Here is a 12,432-nt window from a genome sequence, read left to right as displayed (position 1 = left end):
TTCCTTTGCCGTTCAGGCGTTGGCCAGTGTCGAATCGATGATGGCGAGGTCCTGGCCGCCTTGCTTGACCATGACCCGGCTGGTGCCGAGCAGGCTGCGCAACTGGCCGGCCGGCACCGTCATCGGTCCGGGCGAGGCAGCGGTGCCGGGCGCTGGCTGCGGAAAAGCGGTCGAGCGCGCGGTGTGGAAGGTGACGTTGCCTTCCACCTTCTGCATGATCTGATGGATGTGGCCGTTGAGCACGGTGACCGAGCCGAAGCGCTTGAGCAGGCCGAGTGCTTGCGCCGCGTCGTCGGTGCCCCAGCCCCATTCTGGATAGACCGCCCACAGCGGAATATGGGCGAAGACGACGACCGGCGTCGAGGCGCTGACGGCCTTCAAATCGTCCGCCAGCCAGCCGAGTTGCTCGGCACCGAGGTTGCCGAGCCCCCCGGCTTTCAAGTTGACGACATTGACGAGGGCCACGAAATGCACGCCGTTCTGGTCGAACGAGTACCAGCCGGCACCTTTCGTGCCCTTGCCGTAGCGTTCGAGATAGGCCTGGCCGTTGCCCTCGTCGATCAGGTCATGCTCACCCGGGACGTAGTGCACGTCGAAGCCGGCGCCGCCGATGATCTGGGCGGCATTGTCGAACTGCGCCGGCTTGGAAAGATGGGTGATGTCGCCGGTGTGGATCAGGAAGGCGGGCTTTTGCGGCAACGCCTGGATCTTGCCCATCGCTTCCTTCAGCGTGTCGATGGCATGAGGATTGGCCGCCTTGTCGAAGCCGATATGGCTGTCGGAGATCTGCAGGAAGGTGAAGCCGGTGGCCATGGCCTCGGCGGCTTGAGCAGCCCCGAGCAGGTTGAGCGATATGGGCACGCCGCCCGAAATCGTCCACAGAACGCCGGTGCCGGCCCAGATCATGCATTCCAGCGCATGGCGGCGACTGATGCCGTCGCCGCCGTCGTCATCGTGGTGATGGGTCATGTCGGTCTCCTCAACGCCCGAAGCGGCGTATGTCGAGGAGACCCATCATGCCGGCGGTTTATTCCCGCCCGGCGAAAACCCGGCCGTTCACACTGTCGTGATCGCGAATGCTAGTCCGGCCAGCGCAAGGCACCGGCCGAATCCTTGCGCGCCACCTTCATTGCGTCCGCCGGCCGGTCCTTGGCGGTCAGCACGGCGCGCAGGCGCTCGGCGACGATCTCGGCCTCGCCGGGATGGAGATTGCAGGGATCGAGGAAGAAATGGCCGCGCTCGACCTCATGGTTGCGCACGATGATCGGCGGCGAGCCGGCGGCCAGCGCCGAGGCGAGGCCGGCGGCGGTGAAGCGGCTTTCGGGCGCGACGAATATCTGCAGGCGGTCGAGCGGATTGGCGGTCGGATCGGGGATGATGCGCGCGACGATGCCGGGCAGGCCATGCAGCGCGTCCTTCCACAGGTGGAGCGCCGCTTCCTCGCGCTTGCGGATGCCGGCATGGTCGCGCTTCTCCCAGGCTTCCAGCGCGGCCATCGTGCCGGCGATGCTTTCCTTGCCGACCTTCATGGCGCGCGCCACGCCACGGTTCTGCAGATAGGCGGCGCGCACCAGGTCCTTGCGGCCGGTGACGATGCCGCTGGTCGGGCCGGAGAGGAATTTGTGGCCGCTGTAGACGACGATGTCGGCGCCGCGCGCGAGGAAGCTGCGCAGATCATATTCCGAGGCGGCGTCGACGATCACCGGCACGCCCTTGGCATGGCAGATCTCGCAGAACTCCTCCAGCGACAGCATGCCGTACTGCACCGTGTGGTGGGCGACGACGTAGAGGGCGGCCGCTGTGCGCTCGTTGATCGCCTCGCGTACATGATAGTCCTGCGTGACGCTGACGGTGCCCGCCGGCACGACCCTGGCGCCGGCTAGCCGGATCGACTGGTCGATCGGCGCGCCGTAGTTGACGATGTGGCCGAGCTGGATGACGACCTCCGACTTCAGCCCTTCCGTGTCGTTGGGCAGCCGCTCGATCGCCAGAAGATTGGTGCCGGTCATCGCGCCGGCGATCGCCATGGTGATGCCTGAGGCGCAGCAGGCGGTGATGAATCCGGCCTCGCCGCCCGTCAGCCGCGCGACGACTGTGCTGGCAGCGCGCTGCAGGTCGTCCATCTCCACCCATTGCGAGGCGATCTCTGCCATCGCCGCGATCGCTTCCGGAACGATGATCGAGGCGCCGAGCGTCGTCATCGTGCCGGAGACGTTGATGATCGGGCGCAGGCCGAGACGTTCACGGATTGTCATGTTGGAGATCGTCATCTTCTGGAATCCCGTATTGAAAAGACCTCAGGCGGCGATTTCGACCACCGCCTCGATTTCGACCGTAATGTTGCCCGGCAGCGAGCCGACGCCGATCGCCGAGCGGGCATGGCCGCCGATCTTATCAAAGACGTCGGCGAAAAGATCGGAGCAGCCATTGACCACCTTGGGATGGTCGCTGAAGGTCGGCGTGGCGTTGACGAAGCCGAGCAGTTTCACCACGCGCACGATGCGGCCGAGGTCGCCGGCAGCGGCATGCATGACGGCAAGCAGGTTGAGGCCGGTGAGGCGGGCGTGCTCATAGGCTTCCTCCACCGTCACGTCCTCGCCCACCTTGCCGGTGCACAGCGTGCCGTCGGCGCGCAACGGCCCCTGGCCGGAGAGGAAGATCAGCCGTCCGCTCTCGGCGTGGGTGACGAAGTTGGCGATGGGCGTCGGCGGCTCGGGCAGCTTCAGGCCGAGTTCGGCGAGCCGGATATAGGGCGTCATGTAGTCTCCTTGCGGCTTCTCTTTGTTCTACGCAACTCCGGACGGAAAACCGCTTGCACTTTTCCTGGAGTTGCTTGGGTCGCCGCCCGATGTCAGAAATGCGAGGCGCGGAACCGCGCCAGAAAGCTGCGGAGGCGCTCGTTGGTGGTCTCCGCCGCCAGGATCTCCTTCGGCGGGCCGACGGCACTGACCCCGCCATCGGCCATGAAGACGATGCGGCTGGACGCATCGCGGGCGAAAGCCATTTCATGCGTCACCATCAGCATGGTCATGCCGTCCTCGGCGAGGCTGCGCACCACGGCCAGCACCTCGCCGACCAGTTCCGGATCGAGCGCCGAGGTGATCTCGTCGAGAAGCAGGATCTTCGGCTCCATCGCCACCGCGCGCGCAATGCCGACGCGCTGCTGCTGGCCGCCGGACAGCTCGGCCGGCAGGCTGTCGGCCTTGTGCGCAAGGCCAACGCGGCCGAGCCAGTGTTCGGCGATCGAGCGTGCCTCTGCCGCGCTCTTGCCCCGCACCTTGGTGAGGCCGAGCATGATGTTGCCGGCCGCGGTCAGATGCGGGAACAGGTTGAAGCCCTGGAACACCATGCCGGTCTCGGCGCGCATGCTGGCCAAGTCGCGCTCGCTGCGGCGCTGGCGCGTTGCGGCGTCGCGGTAGCCGACCTCCCTGCCGTCGATGCGGATCGAGCCGCTGTCGTAGCTTTCGAGGAAGTTGACGCAGCGCAGCAGCGTGGTCTTGCCGCTGCCTGACGGCCCGATGACCGTCACCACCTCGCCGCGCGTCACCTCGAGGCTGACGGAGCGCAGCACCGCGACGGCACCGAAGGCCTTGGACACATCGCGGACTTCGAGCAGCGCGGGACGGGCGTTTGAGGCGTCGGACATCATGCTATTCCCGAATGAAGGAGAAGCGTCGCTCCAGCCGACGGCTGGCCAGCGAAAGCGCGTAATTGACGGCGAAGTAGACCAGCGCGCCGAGGATATAGAGCGGCATCGCCTCGTAGGTGCGGCCGATGACCTGGTTGATCGCCTGCATCAAGTCGGTGATGCCGAGCAGCGAGACCAGCGCGCTGCCCTTGACCGCGTCGGTGACGCCGTTGATCCAGGGCGGCAGGAAGCGCCTGAAGGCCTGCGGAAAGATGACGTAGGTCAGCCGCTGGCGAAAGGTCAGCCCGATCGCCATCGCTGCTTCGGACTGGCCCTTGGGGATCGAGCCGACGGCGCCGCGCACATACTCGACCACCTGCGCCGTCTTGAACAGCGTCAGCGCCAGCACCGCGGCCCAGAAGGACTGTAGATGAAGCCCGACCGCCGGCATGCCGTAATAGACGAAGAACATCAGCACCAGGATCGGGATGCCACGGATGGTGTCGCTGAAGATGCGCACCGCCCAGCGCAGCGGGGCGGGGCCATAGACCAGGCCGACGCCCAACAGGACACCGGCGATGAGCGAAAGCACCACGACCAGCAGCGACACCCACAGGGTGATGGCGAAGCCTTGGGCGAGGAACGGGACGGCGTAGAGGATCTGGCTCAGCATGTCAGCGCGCCGCCCTGAACCGGCGCTCGACGAGCCTGAGCGCGAAAAGCAGCGCATAGCCGGTGACCAGGTACATCGCCGTGGTGACCAGGTAGACTTCGACGATGCGGAAGGTGTTGAAGTTGATCCACTGCGCGCCGTAGGTGAGTTCGGGCACCGAGATGACCGAGGCGATCGAGGTGTCCTTGAACAGCGAGATGAAGGTGTTGGAGAGCGCCGGCAGCGTGATGCGCAGCATCGTCGGCAGGCGCACATGGAGCAGCCGTTGCCAGGGGGTGAGGCCGATCGCCTTGCCGGCATCCAACTGGCCGCGGGGCACGGCCTCGAGACCAGAGCGGAACACCTCGACCAGATAGGCGCCGCTATAGACCGACAGCGTGAGCACGAACGAGGTCGGCGCGCTATAGGCGATGTCGATCACCGTCGGCAGGCCGTAGAAGACCAGATAGACGAGCAGGATCAGCGGCACGTTGCGGATGAACTCGACATAGGCGGCGATGATCGCCCGCACCGTGCGTCCGGCCGAAACGTACCAGACCGCCAGCACCAGCCCGATGACGATGCCGATGGCGATCGAGATCACAGCGAGCTCGAGGCTGAGCAGCAGCCCGCCCCAGAGCTTGTCGAAATGGCGCCAGATCAGGTTGAAGTTGAGCGCGTAGCCCATGTGCTGCAGCCTCAAGACTTCCGCCGCGGCGCGAACAGGTCGCGCCGCGCTGGAAGGGAATGGAAGGGCGCGCCAGGCGCCCTTTCTGCGAACGGCATCAGATGACCGGGAAGCCCGGATGACGCACCGGCGGCTCCAGCCCGAAATAGTCCTTAAACGCCGCGTCGTAGAGCGCGGTTTCGTGGCCGAACATGGCGATGGTGAAGGTCTGGTTGACGTAGGTCAGCCAGTCGAGATCGCCTTGCCGAAGCGCCGCGCCGTAGAGCATCGAGTACCAGCTCTTGCCGGCGTCGAAATATTTGTCGGGATTGCGCGAGGCGAGCCAGCGCACCGTGGAAAGATCGACGGCGGCGGCGTCGACGCGCTTGGATTCCAGCGCCTGCAGCACATTGGCCTGGGTGTCGATCTGCATTACCTGAGCATCTGGCAGGGCGAAATGGACCGAGGTCTCGGCATCGACGTTCTGCAGGATGGAAATGCGGGTCGCCGAGCCGGCGGCGAGCAGCTTGTCGAAGGTCTTGTTCTCGGCGGAAGGAAGCGTCAGCAGAGCGACGCCTTCGACGTAGTAGGGCCGCGAGAAGTTGATCAGCTGCGAGCGCTGCGCCGTCATGGTCATGAACTGGATGGTGATGTCGACCTTGTTGGTGGTCACGTTCGGAATGCGCTGCGCCGGGTCCTGCATGACGAACTCGACCTTGGTCGGGTCGTCGAACAGGCCCTTGGCCAGGATCCGGCCCATGGTGATGTCCATGCCGACAAGCTCGCCGGCATCGTTCTCGAAGTGCCAGGGCGCGTTGGTGCTGCCGGTGCCGACGATCAGCTTGCCGCGATCGAGCACGGTGCGCAGCAGGCTGTCGGGCGCCGCCTGAGCCGCCGCCTTCTTGGCATCGACCGTTGCGGCCGCGGCTACCACGCCGGCCGTTGCCAGCCCCGCCATTCCCAGTTTCAGAAAATCACGTCTTTTGGATGTGTCGTTCACGGCGACCTCCTTTCGTGTTGTGTTCCCCAGTGGACGAGCGATACACGCGTCGGTGATCGACAAGGCGATTGTCTCTTACAAGAGACGCGTGTATCCTGTACAAGACAATACTAACACCAGGAATCGACAATGCAAGATGGCGAAACTCTCGCGGAGTGGCAGACCGGAACGGACGAGGAGAAGCCCGCGAACTCACGCGAGAAGGGCCTCAACCGGGTGCTGCACATTCTGGACTTCCTGCACGCCACCCAGCGCGCGATCGGCATAGGCGAGCTGGCCAAGGGGGTGAACGCGCCGCGATCGACGACCTACACGCTGGTGCGCGAGCTGGTCGACGCCGGGCTGCTGGAGCTGGCCGGCGACGGCAACCGGGTCTATTTCGGCAAGAAGCTCTACCTCTATGGAATGGCCTATATGCGCGGCAACGACATGCTGCGGCGCGGGAGGCAGGAGGTCGACACGCTTTCGCACGAGACCGGCGAAACGTCCGAATTGTGCATGCTGCAGAGCGGCCGCTACACGATCATCCATTCCAGTCCCGGCACGAGGCCGTTCCGCATCAGCTCGGCCACCGGCCTGCAGATACCGCTCCCCTGGACCGCTTCCGGCAGGCTGCTGCTTGCGGGCTTCGACCGGGACCGGATCGAAGCCATGGTATCCGAGGCCGACCTCATCCTGCCGGATGGCCGCAAGCTCAAGCTCGACGATTTCATCGACGACATCGGCAAGGCGCGGGCCACCGGCTATTGCGTGACCTCCGGGCTCGTCGACGCCTACACCAAGTGCCTGGCAGCGCCGGTATTTTCGGCGCTGGGCAAGGTCGAGGCAACGATGTGCCTTGTCGTTCCGATAGACACATCCGAGGAGCGGACAGCCGAACTCATCGCTCTGCTGCGCGAGCGCGCGGCACGGCTGTCGATCGCGGCGTGAGCCGATCGGGCCGGGACGCCCGGCCGCGCGTCAGGCGATGATGTCGGGGATGATGCGGTCTTCCAGCGCCATCAGCCGGTCCTTGAGGAAGAGTTTCTTCTTCTTCATGCGCTGAATCTGCAGGGGGTCGCAGCCGGTGGCGATCATCGCATTGATGGCGGCGTCGAAATCGGCGTGTTCCTGCTTCAGGCGGGAAAATTCGAGCCGGATCTCGGCCTGTTCCTGTTCGGACATTCTCTACCGTCTGCACGTCTGCGGCGCCCAAGAGATGGGCCTGATTGGGCGGGGCCGGTGGGATTTTGCAACCGGCGGGCCGCTCATATCACATTTCACATTGTCGTGGAATGCTACCACGCGGCATTCGACATCGGGATCGGTTGGTGGCAGAGTGTCATCGTGCTGTCACAGATGCGGACTGGCGGTGGGCGCATTTTGGCGGCTGCAATCGAGGAAAATCATGAAAGGGAGAACCAATCATGTCTCTTGCATCCCATCTTGATGAGTTGCAGCGGAAACACGGTGACATCGAGCGCGAGATCACCGATGCGATGAACCATCCGTCGGTCGACGACCTCGAAATCGTGAATCTCAAGCGGCGCAAGCTGGCAATCAAGGACGAGATTGAAAAGCTGAAGGCGAAACCGACGACGCACTGACGCTCCTTTAACAAAGCCGCGCCGCCTTCGGTGCGATCATCTCTCCGGTGGCAGCCTGTCGCCGGAGATGTTTCCTTCTTTATCCCGATAAAGGTTCCCACGGCTTCAGGCATGCGGATCGCGTGCCTCGGGCGCCGTATATCGGACCGTTCTCGCCATTCATCTCGGCATGCGGGTGGGCGGCAGTCGGCCATCGCGGTGCGCAACGGTCGCATCGCCGCCCCGCCAATTTGCGGCTTCCGCTGGCCCGTTGCCATTGACAAGCCATCTTTGCTCCTCCACCTCATGCCCGGACCCTTGAGCACGCTTTGCTCTGAGCAAAAGGCAGCCGGCATGACCGGATATTTTTCCTCTCCCTTCCCGCGCCGGACATCGGTCGGCGTTTCCGTCGGCGGCGTGGTCGTCGGTGGCGGCGCGCCGGTCGTCGTGCAGTCGATGACCAACACCGACACCGCCGACATCGACCAGACCGTCGCCCAGGTCGCGGCGCTGCACCGCGCCGGCTCCGAGATTGTGCGCATCACCGTCGATCGCGATGAAAGTGCCGCCGCCGTGCCGGCCATTCGCGACCGGCTGGCGCGGCTCGGCATCAATGTGCCGCTGGTCGGCGATTTCCACTATATCGGCCACAAGCTGCTCGCCGATCATCCGGCCTGCGCCGAGGCGCTGGCCAAATACCGCATCAATCCCGGCAATGTCGGCTTCAAGGACAAGAAGGATAGGCAGTTTGCGGCGATCGTCGAAATGGCGATCAAATACGACAAGCCGGTGCGCATCGGCGTCAACTGGGGCTCGCTCGACCAGGAGCTACTGACGCGACTGATGGACGAGAACCAGGCCCAGGGCTTTCCGCTGACCGCGCAGGAGGTGACGCGCGAGGCGATCGTGCAGTCGGCGATCCTGTCGGCCGAAATGGCCGAGGAGATCGGGCTTGGCCGCGACAAGATCATCCTGTCGGCCAAGGTCAGCGGCGTGCAGGACCTGATCGCCGTCTACGCCGAGCTTGCCACCCGCTCCAACCATGCGCTGCATCTCGGCCTGACCGAGGCCGGCATGGGCACCAAGGGCATCGTTGCCTCGTCCGCCGCCATGGGCATCCTTCTGCAGCAAGGCATCGGCGACACCATCCGCATCTCGCTGACGCCGGAGCCGAACGGCGATCGCACCCGCGAGGTGCAGGTGTCGCAGGAACTGCTGCAGACGATGGGCTTTCGCCAGTTCGTGCCGATCGTCGCGGCCTGCCCCGGCTGCGGCCGCACGACGTCCACAGTATTCCAGGAACTGGCCCAGAACATTCAGGCCGACCTGCGCAAGAACATGCCGGTGTGGCGCGAAAAGTATCCCGGCGTGGAAAACCTCAAGGTCGCGGTGATGGGCTGCATCGTCAACGGTCCGGGCGAATCCAAGCATGCCGATATCGGCATTTCGCTGCCCGGCACCGGCGAGACGCCGACGGCGCCGGTGTTCGTCGACGGCAAGAAGGCGGCGACCTTGCGCGGCCCGTCGATCGCCCAGGATTTCGAGAAGATGGTCGCCGACTATATCGAGCAGCGCTACGGACGCGGCAAGGCAGCGGCAGAGTAGATCCGATGCGGCGTTTCCTCAGGGCGACGCTGATCCTGTTGTGCGGGGCAGGCTGGGTGACAATCGCTCAAGCCGATCCGCCGCCGTCGGCCAAGCAGCGGCTCATCGGCAAGGTCTGCAACCTGATCGAGGCGCATGCCGTCGGCAATGGCCTGCCCAAGGACTTCTTCGCCCGGTTGATCTGGAAGGAAAGCCGCTTCGATCCCAATGCGGTGAGCCCCGTCGGCGCCGAAGGCATTGCCCAGTTCATGCCGGGCACGGCCAAGATGCGGGGACTGGCCAACCCCTTCGACATCGAGCAGGCGATCCCTGCCTCGGCGAAATACCTTGCCGAGATGAAGGTCAGCTACGGCAATCTCGGCCTTGCGGCCGCCGCCTACAATGCCGGCGAGAACCGCGTGTCGCGCTGGCTCGGCTCCGGCGGCTTCCTGCCGATGGAGACCGAGAGCTATGTCTTCGACGTCATGGGCGAGCCGGTCGACAAATTCTCGGATAGTTCCTATGCCGGCAAGATCGAGCCGCTCGATGCCAAGGCAAGCTTTGCCGCCGCCTGCCGCAAGCTGCCGGTGATCATGTCGCAGACCGTTGCCATGGCCTCGATCAACGTCAAGCCCTGGGGCGTGCAGGTGGCCGGCAATTTCCGCCGCAGCGCCGCGGTCGGCCAATGGCTGAGGGTCAGGAGCCGTTTCCCGGCCCTGCTTTCCAGTCATGATCCGGTGGTCAGCCGGGTGCGCACGCCGATCGGCCGGCGCGGCATCTACGCGGTCCGGATCGGCGCCGACAGCCGGGGCGAGGCGAATGGCATCTGCCAGAAACTGCACGGCGTCGGCGGCGCCTGCCTGGTGGTGCGCAACCGATAGCTGGCATTCAAAGAAGATCAGAGACGCTAGCGCGAAGGAATTCGACGGGCGATCGTTGCGACCAGTTCCTCAACGGCGATCACGCCGTCTTCACAGCCACCGTCTCGCTGAGCCATGTGCCGATCTTGCTGCCGAGGCGGTCGGGCGAGATCGGCTTCGGCAGATAGTCGTCCATGCCGGCCTCGATGCATTTTTCGCGGTCGCCCTTCAGCGCGTGCGCGGTGACGCCGATGATCGGCGTGTGGTTGCCGCTCTGCCGTTCGATCTGGCGGATGGCGCCGGTCGCCTCGTAGCCGTTCATCTCGGGCATGGAGACATCCATCAGGATCAGCCTCGGCCGCAGCGCCCTGTACATCTCGACGGCCGTGCGGCCATTGCCGGCGATGCGGTAGCTGAGGCCGAGACCGTTGAGGATCTGGCCGAAGACCAGCTGGTTCACGTCATTGTCCTCGGCGATCAGGATGTCGATCGGGCCGTTCGCGGCGGCAGCCGGTTCCGGTGCGGCGGGCGCCGGCATGGCCGGACCGCGGATGACGGTGAAGGCGGGTGCGGGCGCTGCTTGCGGCGCGACCGCCTCGCGGACGAAGCGTGCCTTGCCGACCTGCGAGCGCGCCTTCTGGATGACCGAGATGACGGTGCCGAGCAGGACCGCCGAGCGCGCCGGCTTGGTCAGATGCGCGGCGATGCCGAAATCGATGACCATCTTGCCGAAATCGACCTGGTCGACCGAGGTCAGGATGACCACCGGGATTGCGGACATGCGGCTGTCGGCGGCAATCGCCTTGGCGACGTCGGCGCCGTTCATGCCCGGCATCTGATAGTCGAGGATGATGCAGTCTACGGCGGCGCCGAGCTGGCTGGCGCGATCGAGGAAGGCAAGGCCGACGGCGCCGCTTTCGGCGGCGGCGCAGTCGAAGCTCCAGCTTCGCAACTGCTCCAGCAGAATCTCGCGGTTGACCGGGTTGTCGTCGATGACCAGCACGCGGGCGCCGGTGACGTCGACCGGCACGATCTCGTCGCGCGAGTCCTGGCTGTGCGCCGGCAGCGGCACGGCGAACCAGAACACCGAGCCGCGCCCGATCTCGCTCTCGACGCCGATCTTGCCGCCCATCAGGTCGACAAGGCGGGCGGCGATCGCCAGGCCGAGGCCGGTGCCCTCATGACGGCGCGTCGAGGAGCCGTCGACCTGCGCGAACTTCTCGAACACGTTCTGCAGCTTCTCGGCCGGAATGCCGATGCCAGTGTCCTCGACACGCACCTTGAGCTGGACGACGCCGTCCGTTACCTCGCCGCCGACATCGACCAGCACGTGGCCCTTCTCGGTGAACTTCACCGCGTTGCCGACCAGGTTGGTGACGATCTGGCGGAAGCGCCCGGCATCGCCGACGACGAAGGACGGCAGACGCGGATCGACACGGACGATGAGCTCGATGTTCTTCTCGGCGACGCGCGCCGACACCAGCGTGGCCACATCCTCGACCGCTTCCGCCAGGCGGAAGGGCGCCGGGTCGAGCATCATCTGCCCGGCATTGATCTTGGAGAAGTCGAGGATGTCGTTGATGATGGTGAGCAGCGCGTTGCCGGATTTGACGATGACGTCGGTGAAGGTCTTCTGGCGCGTCGTCAGTTCGGTCTTGGCCAGAAGCTCGGCCATGCCGAGCACGCCGTTCATCGGCGTGCGGATCTCGTGGCTCATATTGGCCAGGAATTCCGACTTGGCGCGGTCGGCCGCCTCGGCCTTGAACAGCGAGGCGGCGGTCTCGGCGAAGGCGCGGCGGATCGCCTTTTCCATCGGCCTGAAGACCCAGAAGGCGACGATGGCGAGCACGGCGAACAACAGCCCGCTCGCCCACAGAAGCAGCCTGTCGCTGGCGGCGTCGGCCAGATGGCGCTCATTGTCCATCGCGGTGCGGACGCGAACCAGCATCGGCTGGGCAAACAGGTCATTCTGGTTGCGGATCTCGCGGTAACTCCATTCATCGACCTTCTGCGCCACCGACATCAGATTGAAGTTGCGCACCATGTCGCGTGCCGACCAGAACAGGTCGCCGTTGACGGACGTGGAATCGAGGTCGTTGACGGTGCTCTTCGACAGGCGCGGCCTGATGGCGGCAAGCTGGGCGGTCAAGGCCTCGATCTCGCCGGAGAGCCGCTCGGAATGGCCGCGCGCCGACGCCACCAGCCCATCGCGCGTCTCGGCGCGCCAGGCGGTGCCGGTGGTCTCGGCGAAATTGGTGGCGTTGCGCAGATCGCGGCCGAAAATGACCAGATTGCTGCTCAGCGCGTCCACGTTGTGACGGAAAGAATTGACCCGGTTGAGCGCGAACATGACCGCGGTGGAGGCCAGCGCGAAAATCAGCAATCCCGAGAGATAACGGACCCGGATCGACCGGATGAAGGAAGAATATTCCGGCATGCGCAACCCCAACACATACGCATAATTTTAATTGTCGGG

The 12,432-nt window shown here is 65.0% G+C and carries 13 protein-coding genes; 4 read left to right on the top strand and 9 right to left on the bottom strand.

From position 1 onward, the window contains the following. Positions 1 to 12: 12 nt before the first annotated feature. The 7 genes from PU724_RS16450 to PU724_RS16420 form a co-directional block, all read right to left on the bottom strand. Positions 13 to 969 carry a metallophosphoesterase family protein gene (locus PU724_RS16450; protein ID WP_354420118.1) on the bottom strand — a complete coding sequence of 319 codons (957 nt, stop codon included), beginning with the start codon at positions 967 to 969 and terminating at the stop codon, positions 13 to 15. Between the two features lie 110 nt (positions 970 to 1,079). Next, positions 1,080 to 2,255 carry an aminotransferase class V-fold PLP-dependent enzyme gene (locus PU724_RS16445; protein WP_354420166.1) on the bottom strand — a complete coding sequence of 392 codons (1,176 nt, stop codon included), beginning with the start codon at positions 2,253 to 2,255 and terminating at the stop codon, positions 1,080 to 1,082. Between the two features lie 42 nt (positions 2,256 to 2,297). Continuing rightward, a complete protein-coding gene (locus PU724_RS16440) occupies positions 2,298 to 2,759 on the bottom strand; it encodes a RidA family protein (RefSeq protein WP_127394310.1) in 462 nt (153 codons plus the stop codon). 92 nt (positions 2,760 to 2,851) lie between these two features. Next, entirely contained in the window at positions 2,852 to 3,646 is a 795-nt protein-coding gene (locus PU724_RS16435; RefSeq protein WP_128346799.1) for an amino acid ABC transporter ATP-binding protein, read from the bottom strand. Positions 3,647 to 3,650: 4 nt separating this feature from the next. After that, positions 3,651 to 4,301: an amino acid ABC transporter permease gene (locus tag PU724_RS16430; protein ID WP_127287158.1), complete on the bottom strand. Its 651-nt coding sequence runs from the start codon at positions 4,299 to 4,301 to the stop codon at positions 3,651 to 3,653. Position 4,302: 1 nt separating this feature from the next. Beyond that, positions 4,303 to 4,968 carry an amino acid ABC transporter permease gene (locus PU724_RS16425; protein WP_126057930.1) on the bottom strand — a complete coding sequence of 222 codons (666 nt, stop codon included), beginning with the start codon at positions 4,966 to 4,968 and terminating at the stop codon, positions 4,303 to 4,305. Positions 4,969 to 5,065: 97 nt separating this feature from the next. Beyond that, on the bottom strand, positions 5,066 to 5,947 hold the full coding sequence (locus PU724_RS16420; protein WP_426213364.1) for a transporter substrate-binding protein: 882 nt from the start codon (positions 5,945 to 5,947) through the stop codon (positions 5,066 to 5,068). Positions 5,948 to 6,076: 129 nt separating this feature from the next. Here PU724_RS16420 and PU724_RS16415 point away from each other — a divergent pair, with 129 nt between their 5' ends. Further along, complete coding sequence (locus PU724_RS16415) at positions 6,077 to 6,877, top strand: IclR family transcriptional regulator (RefSeq protein ID WP_354420117.1); 801 nt, start codon at positions 6,077 to 6,079, stop codon at positions 6,875 to 6,877. A 30-nt stretch (positions 6,878 to 6,907) separates the two neighbouring features. Here PU724_RS16415 and PU724_RS16410 read toward each other — a convergent pair whose 3' ends face one another. After that, positions 6,908 to 7,111, bottom strand: a complete 204-nt coding sequence (locus tag PU724_RS16410) for a YdcH family protein (protein ID WP_126057933.1) — start codon at positions 7,109 to 7,111, stop codon at positions 6,908 to 6,910. Positions 7,112 to 7,353: 242 nt separating this feature from the next. Between PU724_RS16410 and PU724_RS16405 the strand changes: the two genes are divergently transcribed. The 3 genes from PU724_RS16405 (at position 7,354) to PU724_RS16395 (ending at position 9,977) form a co-directional block, all read left to right on the top strand. After that, positions 7,354 to 7,533 carry a YdcH family protein gene (locus PU724_RS16405; protein ID WP_006203778.1) on the top strand — a complete coding sequence of 60 codons (180 nt, stop codon included), beginning with the start codon at positions 7,354 to 7,356 and terminating at the stop codon, positions 7,531 to 7,533. 333 nt (positions 7,534 to 7,866) lie between these two features. Continuing rightward, positions 7,867 to 9,117 carry a flavodoxin-dependent (E)-4-hydroxy-3-methylbut-2-enyl-diphosphate synthase gene (gene ispG, locus PU724_RS16400; RefSeq protein ID WP_128276313.1) on the top strand — a complete coding sequence of 417 codons (1,251 nt, stop codon included), beginning with the start codon at positions 7,867 to 7,869 and terminating at the stop codon, positions 9,115 to 9,117. Positions 9,118 to 9,122: 5 nt separating this feature from the next. Next, positions 9,123 to 9,977: a transglycosylase SLT domain-containing protein gene (locus tag PU724_RS16395; RefSeq protein WP_354420116.1), complete on the top strand. Its 855-nt coding sequence runs from the start codon at positions 9,123 to 9,125 to the stop codon at positions 9,975 to 9,977. 79 nt (positions 9,978 to 10,056) lie between these two features. Here PU724_RS16395 and PU724_RS16390 read toward each other — a convergent pair whose 3' ends face one another. Beyond that, entirely contained in the window at positions 10,057 to 12,393 is a 2,337-nt protein-coding gene (locus PU724_RS16390) for a response regulator (RefSeq protein WP_354420115.1), read from the bottom strand. Positions 12,394 to 12,432 lie beyond the last annotated feature (39 nt).

The sequence above is a fragment of the Mesorhizobium abyssinicae genome (assembly GCF_049887195.1).
Taxonomy (GTDB): domain Bacteria; phylum Pseudomonadota; class Alphaproteobacteria; order Rhizobiales; family Rhizobiaceae; genus Mesorhizobium; species Mesorhizobium abyssinicae.
The sequence above is the reverse complement of the archived record's forward strand: the minus strand, read 5'-3'. Positions and strand labels throughout refer to the sequence as shown.